Here is a 24,406-nt window from a genome sequence, read left to right on the forward strand (position 1 = left end):
TACTAACTATTCCTGTGACGCGAAATAACGGCACTTATAAATATAAAATAGTCACTACGCTGGTAATATATCCGTCGTCTGGTTGCTGTATAGGGAAAAACGATACTACTGAGTCATTAAGTGTTGTCGTTAATAAACCCCTTAAACCCAATACGCCGCTTATATCCATCGTCAATGCAGCAAGCACTCCAATCACCCAGACAACTGACGGAAAGTACACCGTAAAGGCAACGCCTAACGGCGGCGGGAGCCCGAGCTATTTTGTCTTCCAGCGAAATACAGGTTCAGGCTGGGCGACAGTTCAAGGTGATGTAAATGTTTATGATACAACCTATGACACTTTTAGTGCCGCGCAGCCGTTAAGCACCAGTTATTCTTATCAAGTAATGGCGTGTAACGATGGTGGCTGCAGTGCGAATTCCGCACCTAAATCAATTCAGGCATTAGCAAACCAGCCGCCCGTTGTTACTTTAAACGAGCCATCAGATGGCGCACTATTTCGACCGGGGACTAGCGTAAGCCTTAGGGCTGCTGCATCAGATGTTGCAGACGGATTAAACGATACGATTACAAGCGTAAAATTCAAATGGAAATATGCTGGCGGCTCAGAGCAATCTATTAATGCCAGCTTGTCCGGTGCCTATTATGTCGCCAATTGGACGCCAACATCTCTGGGCGAAGACATAGTCTTATATGCACAAGCGACAGACAGTTACGGTGGCGTTGGAAATTCAAGCACTATTTGGGTAGATGTTCGAAACAATACATTGCCACAAATTAGTTTAGCCGCGTTGCCAGCTGTCGTTATAAATAGCGGTAGTTTGTCATTAAGTGCAACAGCCTCTGACGCGGACGGCTCAATCACTAAAGTCGAATTTTTAGCTAATGGCGGTGTATTTTCAACTGACACCAGTGCTCCCTATAGCGGTACTTGGCCGGTACCCAATAGCAGTGGTACATATTCGCTTACCGCTAAGGCATATGATAACGAAGGTGGGGTCACAGGTAGCATTGTGAGGTCGGTGCGCGTTACTACGCCGCCTACCTCTAGCATGGTAGCCCCCAGCGGCGGCGAGCAGTATAAAATAAGTAAGCCAGTGACTTTGTTAGCCAAGGCCACTGACGATACGGGTATTGCGAGCCTTACCTTCTATGGCCGCTACTCCAATAACTCAAGCTTCACCATCGGCCAAGGTGTTTATTCAGCGGGCGCCTGTTCGGGTGGATGCTATGTATTATCGTGGGTGCCAACGTTGCCCGACGCTGCCTTTAGAATTTGGGCAACCAGTGTTGACGCTGACGGTTACTCAACATCGTCGGCAGAGTCTACCGTCGTCGTAAACGCAAATAGTGCGCCGGCAGTAACCGTATCCTCTTCGCAATCCAGTGCAACCGAAGGTCAAACGCTCACACTCGCGGCTTCAGCATCTGATAGCGACGGCACCATCACCCAAGTCGAGTTTTTTGTTAATGGCAGTAGCCTAGGTGCGGACACCTCGGCACCCTACAGCCGCACTTGGGTTGCTACGCCAGGCTCAAAATCCTTTACCGCAAGAGCAACCGATGACAATGGCGATAGCACCGAATCAAGTGCCGTTGTTGTCAATGTTGCTGAATTGTTACCACCGAATCCGCCTGCGACATTGAAGGCAAATGATCAAACCGGTAACCAAACTTTTTACGAAGACGCCTATCAAATGTCGTGGCCCGCTGTGGCTGGCGCAACGAAATATCAGTTGCTAGAAGATGATGTGGTTGTTGTCGATAACAATCAGTTATCCAGTTTGCGCACCAATAAACCGCAAGGTTCATATCATTATCAAGTTAGAGCCTGCAACAGCAAGGGTTGTGGCGGCTTGTCTAGTGATTTAACAGTGACTGTCGTATTAACTACACCTGTAGCGCCATCGACACTGGTTGTTCCCTCCGAGCCGCAAACCGGTACTTTCGATGTTTCGTGGCCTGCGGTGAGTGCCTTCCCGGCTGCCAATAGCTACCAGCTTGAAGAAAAAATAGGCGGCCTAGCGTCTTCTAATAATTGGACTGTTGTAGAAGGGCCAGATTTATTAAAGCGGCAGCGCGAAAACCCTGCCGTGGGTCGTTACGCCTATCAGGTGAGAGCCTGTAACGCACTTGGTTGTAGCAATGCGGGTGTTCAAAAAGAAGTAGAAGTTATTCCACCTTATATTGAATCTGGTGTGCTTGCCTGTGATGGCGCCTGCTTGAGTTTAAGTGGTATTGGATTGAATAATTCAGGCCGCGTCATCATTACTGCTATTCACAACCCAGCTATTTCCACCGTGGTTGATGCTGCTAACCTTCAGTGGGTTTCTGCCACACAATTACAGGTGCCCATTGTTGTTAACAGCGATATTTATGCCGCGCTGTTTGAATTGGGTGTTTACGCGACCTTCGAAAACCCGAATGGCAGCAAAGACGCCATTCGTCTTTATGGGAATCATCAAACCGCTTATACCAGCTTGACCGACTCCTCTCCTACTGTTGGGCAAGACGGCATCATTTACGTGAGTATGGGCAATGCAGTTTATGCGATAGACCCAGAAACCGGTGAAAACATCCCTGGCTGGCCCTTCAGTACGGGTGGCGAGGTGCGGGCAACGCCATTGGTTGACCCAATAAATAATAATATTTATGCCGCATCACTCGATAAAAACTTATACGCCATTAGGCCTAGCGGTATCGGCCAGTGGATCTTTAATACACAGGGGCCACTTTATGCTGCCCCTGTGCTGGATGATCAGCGCACGCTTTATATAGGTTCAGCAGATGGTTGGTTGTATGCCATCAACGCCGAAAATGGTAGCACTAAATGGAATTTCAACGCCGGAGAGCCCATCCATGAAAGCCCAGTGTTGGCTGGCGATAGCTACGGCACGATTTATTTCACCACCCTGTCGGGCAAGCTTCACGCTTTAGGGCGCGGATTACTCGGGCCTGATATATTAGTATGGGAAAGCCAAGATGATTCGCTGTTAGCGAGTGACATGGCGGTGAGAGACTGGCAGCCATTGCAATCTCACCTTTCTCAATATCTGCGTGTGGCGCGTTTATATAAAGCTTTGCTACAGCCGCCATTGTCGCTCGACAAAGAAGCGTTAACCTTTTGGACCTATGCGCTGGTGAACCGCGCCAGTATTGAAGAAGTGGCCAATGCATTTTTGTCGTCAAATACGGGTTTGCAAAACTTCCCGTTGGTGCAAAGCCACGTCGGTTTTGTGGATGCTCTGTACGAGCGCGTATTTGCTGGTCAACAGCAACCCAATTTGACCGTGGGCGGGGTAACCTATTCGCGTCAAGATTTAATTGATCTACTAAGCGGCGGGCGTTCGCGCGCAGAAATTGCCGTGCTCTTTTCAAATTCCATTCAAAATGCGGCCGCTGTCGATGGCTTGTTACAGCAGAGCTTTAACTATTTCTACGTGCCTAACGGCGTGTGGACAGCCTTAGCCTGTGATGATGTCGACCCATTAAAACGGGATTGCGATGACGACGGCTTACCAGATGAGTGGGAGCTGCTCTTTTTCGGCGATCTCGATAGCCAGTCGGGCGATTCCGATGCCGATGATGATGGTGTTTCTAATCTGGCAGAACTACTAGCCGGTGCAGACCCTTGTGATAATGGTTGCAGCCTTGAGTTGGTTGCCGGTTCATTGGCGCCTGAAGCCATGCCCGTAGTGAGTGATGTACTCAGCCAAGAAAGTGATCAAGTGGGTGCCTCTAGCGGCCAGTTCCGCGTCAATGAAGCGGGTGCTGCTACATACAATATGCCGCTTGCTGCTCCAGCCGGCATTGCCGGTGTTGCACCGAGTATGTCATTAAACTATTCGAGCCAAGGTGGGAATGGTTTATTAGGTCAGGGTTGGAGTTTGGGTGGATTATCGACAATCAGTCGCTGTCGCCAAACCCTCGGCCAAGATAACAATGCGCTGGCGATTACGTGGAGCGAAGAGGATCGTTTCTGTCTTGATGGTCAGCGGTTACTCGTTGTGGAAGGCGAATACGGTGCGCCTGATAGTCGCTACAGAGCCGAAGTGGATAGTTTCGCACTGGTCACAGCTAATGGCGGCAGCGTTGGGCACCCCGGTTACTTTACCGTCGAGCGAAAAGATGGCTCCTTTGTTTACTACGGTAATACCGAAGACTCTCGCCAATCGACGACTGATTCAAAGACCCTGACCTGGGCGCAGAATCGTGTCGAAGACAGTGTGGGTAACGCCATAGATTTTGTTTACTACACGGCCGGTGGGCATCGCTTAAAAGAGATTACCTATGCCAATGGTGCGGCCAAATTGGCGTTCGAATACTCAGATCGTGCCGATCCACAGCAGGCATTTGTGTCTGGCTATTCATTTGCCGCAACCCAGCGTCTCGACAAGGTTGTGGTCACGGAAGGTGCCAATGAGTTTCGTCATTACCGGTTGGATTACTATGAAATCCCGCCGAGTTTTAATAAGACGAGTTACCTTCGTGCCATTACCGAATGCGTGGTGAATGTTTGCCTACCTGAAACGCATTTTGATTGGGATTTCTTTACCAGTGGTTTTGATCAATATTCTAGTAGTAGCGTTCAGCTCAGTTCACAAAGTGACCGCCAGGTTACGGATTACCGTCCGGTAGATATAAACGGCGATGGCCGTATGGATCTGGTATGGCAGGAAGTGGATTACGCCAGCAATGGCGACATCGACTACCAGTTGTGGCATTACGTACTGGCAAAGGAAAACGGTTTTGGCGCTCAAAAAACGGCAGCTCGATCCGATAAAGATACCGATACACCGTACAAAACCGCTGTGCTGGATTACAACGCCGATGGTCGTTCAGACCTCGCGTATTTCCATCGCAATCAAGGTAAATGGGTCATACACCTTGCTCAACCGCAGGCGGATGGCAGTTGGCAGTTGGCCGAGAGCAGTATCACCGATGATAATCTAACGGATTCTAGCGTTCGGTTTATGGATGTTAACGGTGATGGGCTGGTAGATGCCATCAGTACCAATGGTTATCAATTGTTAGAAGTTGCAAACGCAGCTGACGTGACCTCTAACCGTTACTACCAGTTTGGTCCGCGCATCCCTTTTATTGTGGATGAATTGGAACCCTATGATGATGTTCCTGGATACTCAGATGGTAATAGCCTTTATACCCAAGTTGATCGATATTTTGATCCCAGTGTATCTGGTGACTTTAACGGTGACGGTAAGCTTGATTTGGTATTAGTGGATACCGTAGCCAAATGGCGTAAAGCCGGCCACATTCCGTTTTTCAGTTTATCCGAGGTCTCCTATCGAGCCTACATTGTTTCAATAGATGGTAATCAATTAGTTAATCTGGGTAAATTTATTGATCACGTTGAGACGGAAGATTTTGGTGACGCAGGTAAAAAGCGCGATGCCCCAGCCGAGCAGCGGCACGGTTGGTTGGCGCACAAACTCCATGCCGGCGATTTAAATGGCGACGGCCTGACCGATCTGATCACTGAACGCGATCATAACTTTGTGTATCAGTTAAGTACCGGTGCGATTGAAAATGATCGCATCGTATTTACCGCTGAGCAGTCCATAGGCACGCTACCGGAAAAGGCTAGCCCCTTTACTGCAGACTATAACCACGACGGCGCAAGTGACTTGATGTGGTTTGATGGCGCCAGTATTTATTTGCGCCGTTGGTTGGGCGACACGCTTGATGAGCCTTATTTAGTGGGCACCCAAGCCGGTGAAGATAAATACGTACGCTTACTCGCCGATATTACCGGCGATGGCCGGCTCGACTTAGTGCGGGTGACCACAGACAGGTTATACACCTATCCGGCAAAATTTGACGGCGACAGTTTTAATGTCATCTCAAAAGTTACCAATGGCCTAGGTGCGGCGACGGAAGTTCAATACGGCACGTTAGTCACCAGTGACCATTACGCGCGCTTAGAAATTACCACGACGGATGAAGAGCGTTGCGAGCGGCCGAGTTATGACAATAATTATACCGCTGGCTGGTGTACGGATTACCAAGTTGCAGACCAAGGCACTTTTTACCGTGAGCTGAACAACCGATGGGCTTCTGGTTTACACCATTCGCTAGGTAAATTATCGCCGACGTTGGAAGTGATGGCGCCGATGCAAATCGTAGTGCGTGTATCCGGTTCTGCGCCGGCGCTGGATGTGAATGACCAAGTCAATACCGAAGCGCAAAGCCATATCAGTTATTACTACGCCGAAGCCAAAGCGCAAGCGGCAGGGCGTGGCTTATTAGGTTTCAAACGCTTGCGTTCGGTGGATGAACAATCGGGTGTTTCCACCATTACGGAATACCGACAAGACTTTCCCTACATCGGTTTCCCCGTGAAAACAGAGGTGTTCACGAGCGAAGGCCATTTGCTCAGCAAAGCAGAAAATGTGTGGTCGCTTAATGGCTGGCAAACTGATTGGCCAACGCGCGCCGCCAATGATGGCGTGGCGGTGTTAGGCCCGTTAAAGCCGGTGCTAGAAGAAGCCACAGAAACGGCCTATGCCTTGCGCGGCAATGGAGATATTGAAGGTGAAATACTTACCACCACCACAACCTCAACGGTGCAGGATGACTACGGTAACGCGACGTCTATCGAAGTAAGCACCACCGGTGCCGGTGAAACCTTTACCCAGTTGACGGAAAATACCTTCCCTACATCCGAAACCCTGAGTTTCGATAACGGCGCTGAACGTGGGCTTTCTAGCTACGCGCAGCTCGGCCGGCTGACCGACACCACGGTTACCCGCACACGACAACTGCGTGGTGAGGAAGTCACAAGTCTTCGCAGCTCGTCTTTTACCTACTATCAATCCGGTTCCAATGCGGGCTTGCTCGAGTCTGAAACCATTGAGCCAGAGGGTGTAGAAAACGAAACCCTATCCACCACCTACACCTATGACGATTACGGCAACAAAACCAGCGCCACCCAATCCATTATGCAGGATGGTGTACCGCAGGAGCGCAGTGCCGAGTCTGAATACGAGGATGGTCGCTACCTGAAACTGAGCCGTAATCATTACGGCCAGGTAACAGAAGAAGTTCTCGCCCGCAATGCGTGGGGGCAACCCACACGGGTGCAAGATGCCGCCGGCATCATCAGCGAAGTGCAATACAGTGCCTTTGGTAAGCCGCTGGTGTCTTACAGTGCTACCGGTGCCTACAGTATTTCCCTATTGGGCGTTGCGTCTTCGCATTGCCCGAGTGAGGCGGTGATACAAAGTTCCACTACCACGGCCGGCGGCGGGCAAAGCCTTAGCTGTTTAGATATTGTGGGTAGAGTGGTGCGCGAAGCGTCGCAAGCCTTCGACGGCAGCTGGGCCTATGTGGATACCCAATACGATAAATTCGGCCGCGTACAGCGCAAGTCTGAACCTCATGCCGGCAGTGCCCTTTATTGGACAAATTTTGAGTACGATTTAATCGGTCGCGTGTTGAAAACCTCTTTACCCGGTAGAACGTTACCGGTTGGCGTCAGCTATGACGGCTTCTCAACCACCGTGACCAATCCAAACGGTCAAAGCAAAACGGAAACCAAAAACGCCGCCGGTGAATTGGTGCATGTTATTGACCCAAGAGCGGATGACATCAGCATCGCGGGCGAACTCAACTACGAATACGATGCGCAGGGCAAGCTGCGCTTCCTGACTCAGGGGGTTTTGGAAACCGAGCTGCGCTACGACAGGCTGGGTCGCAAAACCTACATGAGTGACCCAGACAAAGGCGCTTGGCAATATGTGTACAACGCCTTTGGTGAACTGTTAGAGCAAACAGACGCAAAACTGCAGCGCGTGGTGATGGTGTATGACGACCTAGGTCGCATGACCTCGCGTGTAGATTACAGCGCGGCAAATGCGGCGGTTACCAGCACACTGTGGCAATACAACAATTCCACCAACTGGGTGACCAACACCCAAATGGCGTCGGAGCAAACCCGCGATGTACCACCGGGTGGGTTGATGGCGGTCACCAACAACGAGGGCTATAGAAAATACGTGGGTTACGACTCATTAGCCCGTGCCAGTACCACGGAAACGCGCTTTGTTGTCGACGGCAACACAGAGCGTTATTTCGAGCGCCAAACCTTCGATTCAATCGGTCGCACTCATCAGGCGTTCGATGCCGGCGGTGACGGCACTTGGCAAGACCAGGCCATCGAAAATCGCTACAACGAATACGGTTATCTTTCCGAAGTGGTGGATGCCGTGTTGTTCAACGGTGCACCGCGCCAGCGCTATTACGTGGTGAAGGAAATGGATTTGCGCGGCAATGTCACGCACTTCATGCAGGGCAACGGCATTACCACGCGCCGAGATTACGATCCAAGCACCGGTCGTTTGAAGACCATTCGTGCCGATCTTTTGTCGGGTTATTTTGGCGACGTGCAGGATCAGGAATACGAGTGGGACGACATCGGCAACTTGATGGACCGCTACGACTACAGCGCCGACAAAAACTTGCACGAGCATTTTGAATACGATGATTTAAACCGTTTAACCTCCGCCTTAGTGGCGGGCAAAACGGCGCAAACCATTCGTTACGACGATGCAGGCCTTGGCAACATCGTCTACAAGTCAGATGTAGGAGACTATTTATATGGTTCTGCGTGTGCAGCAAATGACGAAGACGTCAGGCCGCACGCGGTCTGTGAAACCAGTGATGGCATTTCGTACAGCTATGACACCAACGGCAATATGACCTCAGATAGCTCAGGCCGAACCTTGGTGTACAGCACCTTTGATAAGCCGACGCTGATAAGCAAAGACGGTCACAGCACAGGCTTTAAGTACGGCCCGGGTCGCGATCGCTACCTGCGCACCGATGTAAGTGCCCAAGGCACAGAAATCACCCGTTACTTAGGTTCGGTAGAGCGTATTAGCCGCGCTAATGGCAGCGTTGAAATCAAGCGCACCTTGCTCGGCGGTGTGCTCATCACCAATACCTATGACGGCCCCGTGGTGGCCAATAAATCGGTGCGCTACCTGCATACCGATCATTTGGGCTCTATCGACACCATTACCGATGAAATCGGCAATGTGGTGGAGCAAATGAGTTTTGATGCCTGGGGCCAGCGCCGCAACGCACAAGACTGGGAAGCCTTAGTGGCCGATGCGCTGAAAAACTTCGATCACAGCATTACCACGCGCGGCTTCACCGGCCACGAAATGCTCGATGAAGTGGGCCTAGTTCACATGAACGGGCGCATTTACGACGCCCGCCTAGGTCGCTTTTTACAAGCAGACCCAGTGATAGACGGCGTAACTTCAACTCAGGGCTATAACCGCTACAGCTATGTACACAACAACCCGCTGCGTTATACGGATTCGAGTGGTTATAGTATTGATGCGGGTAGTGTGATTCAGATTATTGGTAATGTGGTTTTAATTGCGCTAAAACTCTATCCAGCAATACCCTATTGGAATGCCTTCATGAGTGGGGCGCGGGTTGCGGCGAATGGTGGGGATTTTGGGCAGATTGCAACTGCAGCGTTTACTTCCTTTTTTATGTCGCAGGCGGCAGTAGCTCTGGGTGCCGGAGGTTTTGGTGCCAACTGGGAAACATTAGGCTTTGCCGTCATGGGCGGTATTACTAGCGAAATCAATGGTGGTCAATTTGGTCATGGGTTTATTTCTGCTGGGGTGGGTGCCGTGGCAGGTGCTGCCATTGGAGATCCAGGGTCGGGCTGGGAGCTTGCGGGGCAATCCTTAGCGTCGATGGTTGTTGCGGGGACGATTTCGGAAATGACCGGCGGCAAGTTTGCTAATGGGGCTATGTATGCGGCGTTTTCGGCCATTGTACAAGCAGCTACCGATGGCTTTGACACAGTGCCAGAAGATTTACAGGATGCCATTTCGGATATTCGCTCAAAATTGGGCTCTGAATTCCCAGAGAACGTTACCTATAGCTATGAAGATAGAGAGCTAACAGTTGATTTGAGAACATCTGCCGTTATAGAAGGACGTGTTGAAGGCGAATATTTGAGTCCGTTAGTGGCACAATATGAACCAACCAAAGACGGTGGGCATATAACCTTTTACAAAGGCTACAACGATCCAAAAGTTATTGCACAACCTAGCCACTGGGGATCTAGATTCGAACAAAGTGTTGATGGCGCAACTGGATTACAGAATTCAAAATTGGTGCAGGTCACATACAGCTATAATAAATGGCAGACAGTAAGACATGTTGTTCTTCATGAATTTGGCGGGCATGGTTTAGGTCATGATGGTGTAAACGACTTTGGCAGGCCTATAGAATACTTGGCTGATCAATGGGCGCGCACAAAAATGGTAGAATTTGGGTGGTCCGAATGAAATTTTTAGTATTTCTAATATCAATACTGTCCATTGGCTGCAGTGCGGCAGAATTTACTGGAAATAGTACCAATGTCGCTTTTCAGGCAACAATGATCAGAAAAGATAGCCGCTGCATTTTTACCGCTGTTCATCCAGGATCACAACTAAACTTTATTACCCATGAGTGCGAGGGAGATCTTAATGCTGATCGTTATGTATTGATAACTTCGAGCGACTCATCGCGATTGATACGTATATTTCCCATTAAAACGAATTCTTTTGACGGAAAGAATACTGATTTTATTGAAATAAACTCAATTGAATTTCCTATCTCACCAAAAGAAGTATTGGATATTGAAATTCCAGATATTATTGACGAGTTAGGTGATCGAAAATGCGTCATTGCGGCAACGTTAAAAGCAAATCCGCAAGGATTTGTGGATGCCTTTAACAGGTCAGCGTCACCAAACGACAAAAAATCCGAGAAAAACGCGATCGAAAACCATATAAGACAAAAACAATCAGCCTGCTACGTAGAAAAAAATAGCATCATTGAGATTTGGGGTCAGAGTAAAAACTCGAATCATTGACAATAAAGCGCTATCCGCTATCGTAGTTTGAAACAGAAACCGATGATCAAGGACGATCTATGGCTCGCCTACCTCGCTTGTGCTTACCTCACATTGCGCAACATATTATTCAGCGTGGCAATAATCGCCAGGTGTGTTTTAGGTCGATGGGGTCAGGTCTTACATTTGACATTTTGCTCTATCATTTCTAGGCTGTTGGAGAGTCTCCTGTTGAGAGTTTCCGATGGTCAGGCCTCTGCGTATTGAATATGCTGGCGCGCTTTACCATATAACTGCAAGGGGTAACGCTCAGCAGAATATTTATGGTGGCGATGACGACAAACGTTACTTTTTAGATCAGCTGGCAGATGCTTGCGAGCGCTATCGCTGGTATTGCCACGCCTATTGCTTGATGACAAATCACTACCACTTGCTTGTTGAAACACAAAATCCAAATTTATCTAAAGGTATGAAATACCTGAACGGTATTTATACGCAATATTTTAATCGCACGCACAAGCGGGTAGGGCATGTATTCCAGGGGCGTTTTAAGGCCATTATGGTTGAGCGCGATAACTATTTACTGGAGCTGTGCCGTTATATCGTTTTAAACCCTGTGCGCGCGCACATGGTGCGTGCAGCGAAAGATTGGCCCTGGAGCAGTTACCGCGCTACTGCTGGAATGTCTGATCCCGTCAGGGCGTTGACCACTGATTGGGTTTTGGGAAATTTCGGCAAGCAGTACAAACGAGCAGTAGAGGGCTATCGGGCGTTTGTGGCCGACGGGAAGGATCAACCATCGCCTTGGCAAAGGCTAAAAAATCAGGTTTTTCTCGGGTCTGACAGCTTTGTGGAAGATACGCAGTGTAAAATGCGTGACGAACAATCGCAGAATGACATCCCCAAGCTTCAAAGGCTGGCGCCACCTAAACCTCTGGCATACTATGCGGAAAATTATCCGGAGCGGGAAGCAATGGCGCTCGCGTATTTAAGTGGTCATTACACCCTGTCAGAAGTTGGTGCGGTTTTTTCCAAGAGCTACGCCACTGTTAGTCGCGCCGTGAGGAGCTACAAAAGGCCGTAAGTAGAGCGAGCAGGTTGTGTCAATTGTAAGACCCTGCACAGCGTTAACATAATAGCGACTAGCTTTCTTCTTTCGATCCGGCCGCATCGATCCTGATCTCTTCGTTCACTCATTACAATAAAGGCCGCTTTAGCGGCCTTTATTACTTTACTCCGCAGTTAATATATCTGCGTAATAAGTATTCGGAGGTATTGGTCTATTCCAAGGATTGGCGTCATGCCAGTAAAGCGTGAAGCCCTTTGTTAAAGGGTACACGTTGGGCGCATAGTAAAGGCCAGGGCCTGTGGCGACATCTTGTTGCTGGCTCCATCGTCCACTATGTGCTGAGTAGTGCGCAAAAGAAACTGAAAGTTCGTTAGTGGTTGATTCATTAATTTGTGCAGACCAGCTTAGTAAATAATCCCTGTCTGCGTTTTTTGATAAAAATAGATAGCCAGAACCTGAAGTGCCGTCTTTAAAATTGCCAATGTTTGGCTCTCGAGTGAGTTCATCTCCTAATAATTTATAATGCCGAATGCTATTGTCGACTGCATAAAATACGCTGCATTCTTGATCTGAGCAGGCGACTCTGCTTTGAATGCTGTTAAAGCTCGCATCTGTGTTAATGTTGTCAAAATTGTATAGTAAGTGGTCTTCTCCCCAGCCCTCGTTCCATTCAAATGGAACGATCTTTAAATACTCTCCTGTCCAGAAGGCTACAACTATTTCGCCGCTCCCGCGTAAATCTAAATTAGCATAGCCTGCATCAGAATTTTCAAGGGGAGTGCTAAAGCCCTTGCTCTCGCTCCACAGAAAAACCTTGTAGGTTCCCGCATTGAAATCGTTAACCGTTATTGCAAGGGTGCCCAGAGTAAGGCTTTCTTTATTATTTGCTAGGTACCCAGGGCTAAGAATTTGGTCGTCGCCTATGCTTCCATCGGCTTCTATAAGTACGTAGGCTGTTTCGGTGGTGATGTTTCTTTCTCGGCTCCAAATGAACATTTGACGCTGATCTTCTAAGACTCTATGTAGAACAAATCCGTTCAAGCGGCCATCAAATGACTTGCTCACAGTAGTGCCATTGTCCAGCAATACGTGTAATTGGGTTTCTTGAGTATTCGTATCGCTGAAGGACGTTAGCGTCGCGATTGGGAGGTTAGCGTCTTGTTTTTTGTATGTACCTGTCCAGATACCGCTATTAAGGCGACCTAAGTCAGTTCGGGTGAGCGTTTGAGCAATATCACCCGTGTGGGAAATAAGACTTCCGTTTTCGCTATAGAAAAACGCTACGCGGTTGCCGCTACGTGTGGCACGCGGATAAGTATTTTTGTCGAGATTGGCGATAGTGAACTCTTCCCAGACTGTGGAGAGTGTTTTGCGTAGGTATTTAAGTCGCTTTTCGGTTGTATGAGTTTCCGCAATGGGGATGTATATTTCTTCGCTATCCACCGTTGGGCTGTTAAGCAAGGTCAGGTCTCTGGTTATATCAGTGCATGGGTTTGGCATGTCAACTGAGCCACACCGGTAGAAGTTCTGAAGCCCCTGCCAATCTTCTCCAGCAGCTCGGCGATCAATAGATAGGTCAAATGTTTCATCGCGCAGTATTGTAACGATGTCTCCAGATTCCGATGCGTTGAAGAATAAGGGTTCTCTTGATGCGTGCTCGTGAGCGGCTTGTTCGAAGTAGCTGCAATTAACTATCAGCGTAATCGGTTGTTGGGCTACCGTTGTTCCACTAGCTTCAGGTCTACATGCGAAGTTAGGGAACTCCGGTTGATTGGTAACCGTCAGGTTTAACTCGGTACCCTGTTGCAGCTGAGTGGGAAAGGCAAAAGTGCCGGAAGCTGGAATTACGATTGTCTCACCGTTCAAGGAAACAGCTAGACCTGTACCGATAAGGCCTTTAACTTCGGCGCTAACGGTTACTGGTGTTGGTGTTGCAATTGAAGTCGGTGGCGTTTTATCGCTTTGGCTAGAGCCCCCGCCGCATGCAGATAGAAGAGCGCTTGAGATGATTAGCAGCGTGGCGCTGACTCTTAGAAATTCCCTATTCATTGTCTTCCTAGTATCAGTAAATTAAAAATTAGCGCCGTTTGGCGACGGGCGGTGATGTATTACAAGTGGAGCGAATTCTTCGATTCTACGTACCGTAAAGTACCTAAATCGTGGCTGTTACTTGGTAATCTGCTAGTTGTAATTACAAAAAAGCCGCAATGAAGCGGCTTTTTAAAAATGGTGCCCAGAAGAGGACTTGAACCTCCACGGCCGTAAGGCCACTAGCACCTGAAGCTAGCGTGTCTACCAATTTCACCATCTGGGCAAATATGACGAGATTATACTGCGGTCTATTTAGCGCAGTCCCTACTTTGGCTCCGTCACGCTACGCGTGGTCGCTACCGGCTCCTGCCTAACGCGACACTCGTGCATCCTGCACGTCGTCTACCAATTTCACCATCTGGGCAAATATGACGAGATTATACTGCGGTCTATTTAACGCAGTCTGCTGGCTTCGCTACACGTTGCCGTGGGTTTAGCGAGTTAGTGGGTAGTTACTGTAGCTCGTCTACACTCACCAGCAAGGCAAATCAGCTAAAAGCCGAGGCGCGCACTATAAGGATGTGGTATATCCTTGTCAATTACACCTGCACAAAAATCCTCCGTTTTATTGGGAACTTGCTGGTGTTGCCGGCTTCATAGGGTATAGTGCGCCGGTTAATTCGTAGCCTATTGCTACATCTATATAAAGGAAAGAGTATTGACCAAGAAAAAAACGCCAAAGAATGACCCTTATGCCAGTCGCGAAGCGGCTAAGTACGATAACCCCATCCCCAGTCGAGAATTCATTGCCGAGGTGCTTAATAGCGCTGCCGGCCCGTTGAACTACGACGACCTTGCCTATAAGTTAGCGCTTACTTCTGATGATGATCGCGAGGCGCTGCGCCGTCGCTTGATTGCCATGGAGCGCGATGGCCAGCTGATCAGCAACCGCAAGGGCGGCTATGCTGTGATCAACAAGGTGGATTTGATCCGCGGCCGCGTACAGGGCCATAAGGACGGTTACGGCTTTTTGATTCCAGCCGAGGGTGGCGAAGATATTTATTTGTATAACCGTCAGATGCAGTTGGTGTTTGACGGCGACGAAGTGTTGGTGCGCATCAGTGGCACCGACAACCGTGGTCGCACGGAGGGCGTGATTGTGGAAGTGCTGGCTCACAACACCCATCAAGTGGTGGGCAAGTTAGTGCATGAGCAGGGCGTGGCCTATGTTCGGCCGGATAACGCTCGCCTGCTACATAACATTCTGCTGGCGCCGGAAGATATGAAAGGCGCTGTGGATGGCCAGCTGGTGGTGGTAGAGGTGACCGAACAGCCTGGGCGTCGGCAGCTGCCCCGTGGCCGGGTGATTGAAATTCTAGGCAATGAGTTTGCGCCTGGGATGGAAATCGACGTGGCGATTCGTTCGCACGGTATTCCCTACATGTGGCCGTCTAGCGTTAAACGCGAAGCGGAAGTCTTGCCCGAGCAGGTTGATGAGCAAGACAAGTTGGCGCGCGTGGATGTTCGGCATTTGCCGTTTGTCACCATCGATGGTGAAGATGCGCGCGACTTCGATGACGCGGTTTACTGCGAGCCGAAGAAAACCGGCGGCTGGCGTTTGTATGTGGCCATTGCCGATGTGTCGCACTATGTAAAAATTGGTTCGGCGCTCGATAAAGAAGCCATTGTGCGCGGTACCTCGGTGTATTTCCCCGACTACGTGGTGCCCATGTTGCCCGAGGCGCTATCGAACGGCTTGTGTTCGCTTAACCCGCACGTCGATCGCTTGTGTATGGTGTGTGAAATGACCATTTCCAGTGCCGGTAAGATCAGTGGTTATAAGTTTTACGAAGGCGTTATGCATTCGCACGCGCGACTGACCTACAACCAAGTGGGTGAGGCGCTGGCGGGCGATGTGGATCAGCGCTCCACCGGTCGGAAAATTGTCGATAAAATTTTCGGTCGTAAAAAAGCCGAAAATCTTGCGCTGGGCGATATCATGCCGCAGGTGCGCGAGCTGTATGCGCTGTACAAAAGCTTGCGCGTGGCACGCGATGAGCGCGGCGCGATTGATTTTGAAACCGTCGAAACCCGTATTGTTTTCGATCGCGATCGCAAAATTGAGCGCATAGTGCCGGTTATTCGCAACGATGCACACAAGATTATCGAAGAGTGTATGTTGGCGGCCAATGTGTGTGCCGCGAAGTTTTTAGAAAAGCACAAAATCCCAGGGCTGTACCGCGTTCACAAAGGCCCCGCCGATCAGAAACTGGAGAACCTGCGCGAATTTTTGGGTGAGCTAGGTTTGGATTTGCCCGGTGTAGGCAGCCCAACACCGGCGGCTTATCAATCGGTGTTAAAAGCTATTGAAGGCCGGCCAGACGCCCATGTGATTCAGATGGTGATGCTGCGCAGTTTAAGCCAAGCCGTGTACCAGCCAGAAAATTTAGGACACTTTGGTTTGGGCTACACCGCCTACGCGCACTTTACCTCGCCGATTCGTCGCTACCCAGACTTGTTAGTGCATCGCGCTATTCGCTCGGTGGTGCGTTCGGCGCAAGAGTCTACGCAGGTGCAGCGTGTTAGCGGTGCAGTGGATTTGCCGAAAGCGAAAATTTATCCCTACGGTATTGAAGATTTGTTGGTGCTCGGTGAAGGCTGCTCGCAAAATGAACGCCGTGCGGATGAAGCCACGCGCGAAGTGATGAGCTGGCTTAAGTGCGAGTTTTTGCAAGACCGGGTGGGCGAAAGCTTCGAAGGCGTGGTTAGCGGTGTGACTGGCTTTGGTTTGTTTGTCGAGCTAAAAGACCTGTACACCGATGGCTTAGTGCACGTCACCAGCTTGCCGCACGATTACTACCATTACGACGCGGCGCATCACCGCATGGTGGGCGAGCGCACGCGGCAGGTGTTCCAGTTGGGTGACCAGCTGCGCGTGAAAGTTGTGCGCGTGGACTTGGACGAGCGCAAGGTCGATTTTGAGTTGGAAGAAGTGCTTACCAAGCGCAAGCCAGGTTTGCCGAAAAAGGCGGCGAAGAACTTACGTCAAGACGTGAAAAAGAAAGGCCGTGTTCAAGCCGAGAAAAAGAGCGATAAAAAATCGGATAAAAAGCCGAGTAAAGCTCGCGCCAGTAAAGCCAAGCCGGAAAAAGCTGCGGCAGCCAAAAAGGCCGAGGGCAAAAAGCCATCGGCCAAGAAGCCTGCGCGCAAATCCTCGGTGAGCAAGCGCAAGGCAGCCACCACCGGTGTGGCCAAGCCTTCGGTAAAAGCTAAGCGCACTGCGAAACCGAAAAAGAAAACTCCTCGAGATTAAATTAGTCGGTCATGAAAACAGAGTTAATTTACGGCCTGCATTCGGTGCAGGCCCTATTGAAAAGTGCACCGCAACGCATTCGAAAGTTAATGTTGTTAAATGGTCGCGACGATCAAAAACTACAGAAAATTGTCAGCTTCGCCGAGCGCGAGGAGATTCCGCTGGAGCGTTGGAGCCGCGCTAAGCTTGATGGCCTAGTGGACGATGGTAATCATCAAGGCGTGGTGGCCGAATGCGAGCGCGGCGAGCTGCACGATGAGGCTTTTTTGTTTGCGTTATTGGCCCGTCTCGATCAGCCGCCTTTTTTGTTGGTGCTCGATGGTGTTACTGATCCGCACAACTTGGGCGCCTGTTTGCGCAGCGCTGAAGCCGCGGGTGTGCACGCTGTTATCGTGCCAAAAGACAACTCAGCCAGCCTCACCGGAGTCGCGCGCAAGGTAGCCTGCGGCGCCGCCGAGGTGCTGCCCCTTATCCCTGTGACCAACCTTGCGCGCACCCTCAACAAGCTGCGCGACCAAGGCGTTTGGCTGCAGGGAGCCGCCGGTGAAGCTAGTGTCGACCTCTATCAGGTTGACCTCAAAGGTCCGTTGGGTATCGTCATGGGCGCGGAGGGCGACGGCCTGCGCCGCCTAACCCGTGAAACCTGCGACGGCCTCATCAGCATTCCCATGGCGGGAGAGGTGTCCAGCTTGAATGTCTCGGTAGCGACGGGGGTTTGTTTGTTTGAGGCAGTGCGACAAAGACAGTTAACAGGAAAATGAGTTAACAGCTTACAGGGAAAGCAAACACTGGTGAGGCAGTCGAGCTCTCGTTTCATCCCACCCACCGTTGCACCTAAATGTGGCCATAGGCCATCGGCTTTTGATCTTCCTGTAAGCTGTTAACTGTAACCTCCTTGTCCTGTTTGATCAGTTGCGGCCAAGCCGCAACTGATCAAACTTGCATCAACTCCCCACCTCGCATACAATCCGTCGCCCAAAACTGGCTGGGTTAATGTTTACCCAGCTCTCCTTGTCTCACCACAATTGCGTGGGAGACGTAACCCGTAAGGAGCAATCAATGCGTCATTACGAAATCGTTTTTCTGGTTCACCCGGATCAGAGCGAGCAGGTGCCCGGTATGATCGAGCGCTACACTACTACCATCAATAGCGATGGCGGTAAGGTACATCGCTTGGAAGACTGGGGTCGTCGCCAGCTGGCTTACTCCATCAACAAGATTCACAAAGCTCACTATGTTCTGATGAACATCGAATGTAGCGAAGCTGCTTTGGAAGAACTGAACACCAACTTCCGTTACAACGACGCTGTTCTGCGTAACTTGGTGATCCGTCAGGACGAGGCTATCACTGAAGAATCCCCCATCATGAAGGCTGAAAAAGAAGGCCGTGAGCGCAAGCAGCGTTCAGATTCGCGCCGCGAAGCCCGTAATGATGCGGATGATCAAGACGACAGCGACGACGATGTCGACGCTGACGATGACAGCACTGACGAATAAGGAGTTCCACCATGGCACGTTTTTTCCGTCGTCGTAAGTTCTGCCGTTTCAGCGCCGAAGGCGTTAAGCAGATTGACTACAAAGATCTGGAAACTCTGAAAGCGTACGTTTCAGAGACCGGCAAGATTGTTCCAAGCCGTATTACCGGTACTAAGGCTAAGTACCAGCGTCAGTTGGCGACCGCTATCAAGCGCGCGCGCGTTCTGGCTCTGTTGCCTTACACCGATAGCCACGAGTAAGACTTAAATAGCGTGCAGGCACTGCTGAACTTCATTATGCGCGGCCGCTTACAAGCGGCGATTGTAGCGATGCTTGGCAGTTGGTTCCCATTGGTCAGTCCGGCCGTGGTAGCTCTGGTTAGCCTGCGCAAGGGTGCTTTCGAAGGTACCTTAACCATGCTGTGGGCTATGTTGCCCGCATTAGTGGCCTTGGTGATTAGTGACCAAGAGATGAGCGACATGGGGCCGTTAATGCCCTTTGTCACCCTGATTGGATTGGTGGCGGTGTTAATGTCCGCCCAAGTGTTGCGAGCCAGTATTTCTTGGCCCTATACACTCACGGCTCTAGTGGCTTTTTCGGCCCTGGGCGCGCTGTTAATGGCAATGATGTTGCCTGACCCAGTGCAAAGCCTGATTCAAGTCATGGGCGACTTGTTGCGTGAACTCGCTGCCAATGCGCCGGAAGGTGCTGCGGTTGCAAACCCGAGTAACACGTTTGTGTTGGGTTTGATTGCCTATGTGGTCGCCTTGAGCGGTTTAGGCAGTTTGCTGTTGGCGCGCTGGTGGCAAGCCTTGTTGTATAACCCTGGTGGTTTTCAGCAAGAGTTTCACCAGTTGCGATTAATGCCGGTTCAGGCATTGATTTGCAGCCTCGGCGCAATCTACTGCTTGTTGCAACCTGCGGGTTACCAAGCATGGGCGAGCTTGTTCGCGTTGCCATTGTTGCTCACTGGTATTGCGCTAGTGCACGCCTTTGTACGTGCACGCCATTTAGGTAAAGGCTGGTTGGTGTTGATGTATTTTGGGCTCTTTGTTGCAGCCCCTTTAAGTGCAGCGATATCCGCCCTAGCCGTGGCTGATACGTGGTTAAACTTACGTGATCGTTTGAAGGTGAAAGCGCCGTCTGACGATTGATGCAAACGAATTGCAAAATTTAGAGGATTACCGAGATGGAAGTTATTCTGCTCGAAAAAGTAGGCAAGCTGGGCAAGATTGGTGACAAAGTCGCCGTAAGAGCCGGTTATGGCCGCAACTTCTTGTTGCCACAGGGCAAAGCTATTCGCGCGACTGCCAGCAATATTGCTGAGTTCGAAGCGCGTCGTGCTGAGCTTGAAGCTGCCGCTAACGCCAAATTGGCTGAAGCTGAAGCGCGCGCCGCGAAGATCAACGAACTGGCGATTACCATCGCTGCCAACTCTGGCGACGAAGGTAAGCTGTTTGGTTCTATCGGTACACGCGACATCGCTGATGCAGCGACAGCTGCTGGCGTTGAAGTGGACAAAGCTGAAGTTCGTCTGCCCGAAGGCGCTCTGCGCGAAATCGGCGAGTACGAAATCGACGTTCAGGTTCACTCTGACGTGACTGCAGTACTGAAGTTGACTGTTATCGCCGAGTAATCGTTGCCGAGGTGAAAACCTCGGTAGTGACCGCTTGCGGTAAGGGTTACAATCGGGCACTTTGTTGGTTCCCACTAAGCCTCGGCGATAGTGAGTATCAGCTCAGTGCCCGTTTTGTTTTTGGCTAGGTCTGCATTCAAGCGGCCAAGCCAAAGCGAATGTCTGTTGAAAATGATAAAAACCAGCTAGAGATCATCCATGGCCGAGCCCCGTCAAAAGCGAGCACCTGAGGATCAGGTTGATAACCTCAAGAGTACCGTGCTGCCTCATTCCTTAGAGGCTGAGCAGGCTGTGCTCGGTGGTTTGATGCGCGATGCGGGCCGTTTTGATACCGTGGCTGAGCTCATCACACCAGAAGACTTTTTCCGCGACGACCATCGGCAAATTTACGCCATGATGGAGCGCCTGGTTGCCAGTGAGCAGCCTATTGATGCCATCACCCTTGTTGATGAACTAGAGCGCCACGGCGAGCTAGAGCGGGTGGGTGGTCACGCCTATTTGTTAGATTTGGCCCATAACACGCCGTCCGCTGCCAATATTGCCGCCTACGCGCGCATTATTCGCGAGCGCTCAACCCTGCGCGATTTGATTGCCGCGGCCAATGAGATTAGCCATACCAGCCTGAACCCAGCCGGTTTGGATTCCGATGACCTGCTGCAGTTAGCCGAGCGCCGCGTCGCCGCGATTGCCGAAGATCGTCCCAAAGAGGGCGGTTTTGTAGGTGCAGAAAGCCTACTGCACGACGCCGTAGCGCGCATTGATGAGCTGTTTCGCACCGATTCAGATCTCACCGGTCTATCCACCGGTCTTGCTGATTTAAACGAACGCACGGCAGGTTGGCAGCCGGGCGAACTGATTATTCTCGCGGCCCGTCCATCAATGGGCAAAACCGCGCTGGCGTTGAACTTTGTTGAAGCCGCCTTACACAACACCAAGAAGCCGTCTTTGGTGTTTAGTATGGAAATGCCCTCCAACTCGCTCATCATGCGTATGCTTTCCAGCCTTGGCCGCATTGACGCCGGTAAATTGCGCAACGGTAAGCTGACCGAAGAAGATTGGCCTAAATTATCGAGCGCGGTGGCCAAGTTAAAAGATAAGCCGCTCTATATCGATGACACACCGGCTTTAACGCCACAAGAGGTTCGGGCGCGGGTCAAGCGTGTAGTGCGCCAACACCAGTCTAAATTGTTGCAAGAAAATCCCGAGATGACCTCTGAAGAGGCGGAAAAGCAAAGCCAGCCGGGCATGGTGATGGTGGATTATTTGCAGCTCATGCAGGTGGCCGGTAGCAGCGATGGCCGAACGCAGGAAATTTCCGAAATTTCGCGCTCCTTGAAAGGCTTGGCAAAAGAATTTAGTTGCCCGGTTATTGCGCTATCGCAGCTGAACCGCGGTGTTGAACAGCGGCCCAACAAGCGACCCATGAACTCAGATTTGCGTGAATCGGGCGCCATCGAGCAGGACGCCGACGTTATTTTGTTTATTTATCGGGATGAATATTACAACGAAGATAGCCCCGATAAAGGCATGGCCGAGTTGATCATCGGCAAGCAGCGCAACGGTGAAATTGGTACCTGCAAGGCGGCGTTTGTCGGTAAGTACACGCGCTTTGAGAATTTGGCGCCAGAGTATATGCAGCAACCCGACTACGGACCTTAGCGCTAGCTGCGTTGTTGATACAGCGTTGCTGCGGCTTTGAAAAATACTCACGTACTGTTTGTACGCTGCGTTTTTTCAAAACCCCTGCGCCTTGTCTCAACGTCCTCGCATGACGCGCTAAGCATGATGATTGGATGGGTGTTCGTTGGCCGCGGGGTGGGTAGATATCTCACATCGCACCAGCGCCGCGTTTTTTCAAAACCCCTGCGCCTTGTCTCAACGTCCTCGCATGACGCGCTCAGCATGATGATTGGATGGGTGTTCGTTGGCCGCGGGGTGGGTGGATATCTCACATTGCAACAGCGCTGCGTTTTTTCAAAACCCCTGCGCCTCGTCTCAACATCCTCGCATGACGCGCTAAGCTTGATGATTGGATGGGTGTTCGCTTGCCACGGCGTAGGCCTAAACGTCTTTCTGCCTCGATGCCATCGGCGTCATTTTATATTCCATCGGAGGTGACTATGAAAGTGGTTATGGTTTTGTGCATCTGGGTACTGGTGGCTTGTAGCCAGGAGAAGCCGGTTGAGGCGGCAAAGCCGGAGGGCGTGATTCCTCAGGCGCAGTTGCGGGCGCTAGAGAAAGCTAAAGCGGTGGAACAAACCTTGTTAGATGCCGATGCGGCGCGGCGCGCTAAGGCAGACCAGGCGACCAGCCCAGAATAGTAGCCTTAGAGCCCAGACAGATAGATCAAAATAAAGCATTCACCACTGAGCGACCATTCGCCCGCAGCGGGGTTTTCTATTTTCAGCAAGTGTCCAGCTGGCAGCGAATACTCGTCTTCACCAATACCTTGGCGCAAGGTCAGTGTGGTGCGATGGCTATAGGCGAAGCAAAAGCGCTCTTTCAGAATGTCGACTTTGCTAGGCGTCTTATAGGTATCTAAGCGCGCTTGGTAGCGGTGGCTTTTGGTGACGATGTTAAAGTCGGTGATGGGGCCGTCGATCAATTTACCGTGGGTTTGCCAGCTGCCGTCAAAGTCGGCAAAAGGTAGGTCGCCACTGAGCTTTTGGCTGTGGCCAATGGCGTGTTCAAGTAAGATACCATTACCTTCAAGTACCACCAGCGTCCGCTGATAGCCGGTAAAATCGGAAAACGGACCGTCCTCTTCCACTTGTGCAATGCTGATGCGCCAATCGAAGGATTGAACGGTGTCCCCTTCACTGATGGCAAGCTCCAAGGTGGTTCCTTTGCCGTTTTTCCAGGGGATTTCTTTGAAGTCTTCTGGGCCGAAAATTTCAATCATCGAACTGCTCACTTACTTGTGCCCGACCGGGGCATTCGATTCTAACTCCGTTATCCCGCAATCCTACCACTCATTGCCGGGCTGTTAAGCCTATTTCACGTAAAAAAGGCGCGAATAATGGGCTTACTGAAAAGTATGCCGTAAATTATCGAATATTCGTTCCGTTTTTGCTCATAGTTTTCAAACAACCGTTCTAGTATCATCTGCGCGTTTTTAAAGACCTTATTGAGGGCGCATCATGCGAATTTTCCACCAGATCCAATCGTTGCGAGATGCGCTTAAAACCGAGCGTGCCGCCGGCAAGCGAATCGGTTTTGTGCCCACCATGGGTAACTTGCACGACGGTCACATCGCGTTGATTAAGCAAGCCCAGACCACCTGTGACGTTGTTGTCTGCTCGATTTTCGTCAATGGCCTGCAATTTGGCTTGAATGAAGATTGGGATAAATACCCGCGAACCTTCCGCGAAGACTGCGACAAACTAAAAGCCGCCGGTTGCGACTATTTATTTAATCCAGATGACAACGAAATGTACCCCAATGGTTTGGATACTCAAACGCGGGTGATTTGTCCAACCATGACGGATGTACTCTGTGGTGCCAGCCGTCCAGGTCATTTTGAAGGGGTGACCACCGTGGTCACTAAGTTGTTCAATATTGTCCAGCCCGACGAGGCTGTGTTTGGTATTAAAGACTACCAGCAGCTCGCGGTCATACGCCGGATGGCGGAAGATCTATGCATACCGATTCAGATCACCGCAGCAGCTATTCATCGCGAGGCAGATGGTCTAGCGATGAGCTCGCGCAACTCGTATTTGAAGCCTGAAGAGCGTGCAAAGGTGTCGCAATTGCAAGCCAGCTTGCAGTGGGCCGCGGCAGAAATTAAAGCCGGTAAGAAAGATTTTGATGTGATTGAGCTCGAAGCTAAATCACAAATTATTGCCGCGGGTTTTAGACCGGATTACTTTTCTGTATGCAACAGTAGAACTCTAGCGCAAGCAGCACATGACGATAAAAACATTACCATTTTGGGTGCGATGTTTACCCAGTCTGCGCGGTTAATTGACAATCTTTCTATCGAATTGAATTGAGGTA

Annotated in this window: 14 protein-coding genes and 1 tRNA gene; 12 read left to right on the forward strand and 3 right to left on the reverse strand. The window is 50.6% G+C overall.

What is annotated here, in order from left to right:
• The first annotated feature begins 14 nt into the window (after positions 1-14).
• The 3 genes from ACGHTT_RS01655 (at position 15) to ACGHTT_RS01665 (ending at position 11,969) form a co-directional block, all read left to right on the forward strand.
• A complete protein-coding gene (locus ACGHTT_RS01655; RefSeq protein ID WP_390593129.1) occupies positions 15-10,334 on the forward strand; it encodes an Ig-like domain-containing protein in 10,320 nt (3,439 codons plus the stop codon).
• Positions 10,331-10,906 carry a hypothetical protein gene (locus ACGHTT_RS01660; RefSeq protein ID WP_390593130.1) on the forward strand — a complete coding sequence of 192 codons (576 nt, stop codon included), beginning with the start codon at positions 10,331-10,333 and terminating at the stop codon, positions 10,904-10,906. Before ACGHTT_RS01655 ends, ACGHTT_RS01660 begins: the two co-directional genes overlap by 4 nt.
• A gap of 223 nt (positions 10,907-11,129) precedes the next feature.
• Positions 11,130-11,969, forward strand: a complete 840-nt coding sequence (locus ACGHTT_RS01665) for an REP-associated tyrosine transposase (RefSeq protein ID WP_390593131.1) — start codon at positions 11,130-11,132, stop codon at positions 11,967-11,969.
• A 147-nt stretch (positions 11,970-12,116) separates the two neighbouring features.
• On the opposite strand, the gene ACGHTT_RS01670 is transcribed toward ACGHTT_RS01665, so the two are convergent.
• Both ACGHTT_RS01670 and ACGHTT_RS01675 read right to left on the reverse strand, forming a co-directional pair.
• The gene (locus ACGHTT_RS01670) at positions 12,117-14,003 is read right to left on the reverse strand and encodes a hypothetical protein (protein WP_390593132.1); all 1,887 of its coding nucleotides are present in this window, start codon (positions 14,001-14,003) and stop codon (positions 12,117-12,119) included.
• A gap of 178 nt (positions 14,004-14,181) precedes the next feature.
• Positions 14,182-14,268: transfer RNA gene (locus tag ACGHTT_RS01675), tRNA-Leu, on the reverse strand.
• Between the two features lie 435 nt (positions 14,269-14,703).
• Between ACGHTT_RS01675 and rnr the strand changes: the two genes are divergently transcribed.
• From rnr to ACGHTT_RS01715, 8 genes are all read left to right on the forward strand, one after another.
• Positions 14,704-17,298: a ribonuclease R gene (rnr, locus tag ACGHTT_RS01680; protein ID WP_390593133.1), complete on the forward strand. Its 2,595-nt coding sequence runs from the start codon at positions 14,704-14,706 to the stop codon at positions 17,296-17,298.
• An 11-nt stretch (positions 17,299-17,309) separates the two neighbouring features.
• A complete protein-coding gene (gene rlmB, locus ACGHTT_RS01685) occupies positions 17,310-18,059 on the forward strand; it encodes a 23S rRNA (guanosine(2251)-2'-O)-methyltransferase RlmB (RefSeq protein WP_390593134.1) in 750 nt (249 codons plus the stop codon).
• A 298-nt stretch (positions 18,060-18,357) separates the two neighbouring features.
• Positions 18,358-18,795, forward strand: a complete 438-nt coding sequence (gene rpsF / locus ACGHTT_RS01690; RefSeq protein ID WP_390593136.1) for a 30S ribosomal protein S6 — start codon at positions 18,358-18,360, stop codon at positions 18,793-18,795.
• An 11-nt stretch (positions 18,796-18,806) separates the two neighbouring features.
• Positions 18,807-19,034, forward strand: a complete 228-nt coding sequence (gene rpsR / locus ACGHTT_RS01695) for a 30S ribosomal protein S18 (protein ID WP_183911075.1) — start codon at positions 18,807-18,809, stop codon at positions 19,032-19,034.
• A 12-nt stretch (positions 19,035-19,046) separates the two neighbouring features.
• Complete coding sequence (locus ACGHTT_RS01700) at positions 19,047-19,928, forward strand: hypothetical protein (RefSeq protein WP_390593137.1); 882 nt, start codon at positions 19,047-19,049, stop codon at positions 19,926-19,928.
• 35 nt (positions 19,929-19,963) lie between these two features.
• On the forward strand, positions 19,964-20,410 hold the full coding sequence (rplI, locus tag ACGHTT_RS01705; protein ID WP_390593138.1) for a 50S ribosomal protein L9: 447 nt from the start codon (positions 19,964-19,966) through the stop codon (positions 20,408-20,410).
• 198 nt (positions 20,411-20,608) lie between these two features.
• Positions 20,609-22,069, forward strand: coding sequence for a replicative DNA helicase (gene dnaB, locus ACGHTT_RS01710; protein WP_390593139.1), 1,461 nt, complete (start codon positions 20,609-20,611; stop codon positions 22,067-22,069).
• Between the two features lie 461 nt (positions 22,070-22,530).
• Positions 22,531-22,731, forward strand: a complete 201-nt coding sequence (locus ACGHTT_RS01715) for a hypothetical protein (RefSeq protein ID WP_390593140.1) — start codon at positions 22,531-22,533, stop codon at positions 22,729-22,731.
• 5 nt (positions 22,732-22,736) lie between these two features.
• Here the strand turns inward: ACGHTT_RS01715 and ACGHTT_RS01720 are convergent, their stop codons facing one another.
• Positions 22,737-23,312, reverse strand: coding sequence for a HutD family protein (locus tag ACGHTT_RS01720; protein WP_390593141.1), 576 nt, complete (start codon positions 23,310-23,312; stop codon positions 22,737-22,739).
• A 238-nt stretch (positions 23,313-23,550) separates the two neighbouring features.
• Between ACGHTT_RS01720 and panC the strand changes: the two genes are divergently transcribed.
• Complete coding sequence (panC, locus tag ACGHTT_RS01725) at positions 23,551-24,402, forward strand: pantoate--beta-alanine ligase (protein ID WP_390593142.1); 852 nt, start codon at positions 23,551-23,553, stop codon at positions 24,400-24,402.
• Positions 24,403-24,406 lie beyond the last annotated feature (4 nt).

Source organism: Simiduia litorea (assembly GCF_042853465.1).
Taxonomy (GTDB): Bacteria; Pseudomonadota; Gammaproteobacteria; order Pseudomonadales; family Cellvibrionaceae; genus Simiduia; species Simiduia litorea.

Bases quoted from the DNA above. Each gene is read 5' to 3' on its own strand.
- ACGHTT_RS01660 (WP_390593130.1), top strand. From the start codon at position 10,331: ATGAAATTTTTAGTATTTCTAATATCAATACTGTCCATTGGCTGCAGT.
- ACGHTT_RS01670 (WP_390593132.1), bottom strand. From the start codon at position 14,003: ATGAATAGGGAATTTCTAAGAGTCAGCGCCACGCTGCTAATCATCTCA.
- panC (WP_390593142.1), top strand. From the start codon at position 23,551: ATGCGAATTTTCCACCAGATCCAATCGTTGCGAGATGCGCTTAAAACC.
- ACGHTT_RS01720 (WP_390593141.1), bottom strand. From the start codon at position 23,312: ATGATTGAAATTTTCGGCCCAGAAGACTTCAAAGAAATCCCCTGGAAA.
- rplI (WP_390593138.1), top strand. From the start codon at position 19,964: ATGGAAGTTATTCTGCTCGAAAAAGTAGGCAAGCTGGGCAAGATTGGT.
- rpsF (WP_390593136.1), top strand. From the start codon at position 18,358: ATGCGTCATTACGAAATCGTTTTTCTGGTTCACCCGGATCAGAGCGAG.
- rpsR (WP_183911075.1), top strand. From the start codon at position 18,807: ATGGCACGTTTTTTCCGTCGTCGTAAGTTCTGCCGTTTCAGCGCCGAA.
- dnaB (WP_390593139.1), top strand. From the start codon at position 20,609: ATGGCCGAGCCCCGTCAAAAGCGAGCACCTGAGGATCAGGTTGATAAC.
- ACGHTT_RS01715 (WP_390593140.1), top strand. From the start codon at position 22,531: ATGAAAGTGGTTATGGTTTTGTGCATCTGGGTACTGGTGGCTTGTAGC.
- rlmB (WP_390593134.1), top strand. From the start codon at position 17,310: ATGAAAACAGAGTTAATTTACGGCCTGCATTCGGTGCAGGCCCTATTG.
- ACGHTT_RS01665 (WP_390593131.1), top strand. From the start codon at position 11,130: ATGGTCAGGCCTCTGCGTATTGAATATGCTGGCGCGCTTTACCATATA.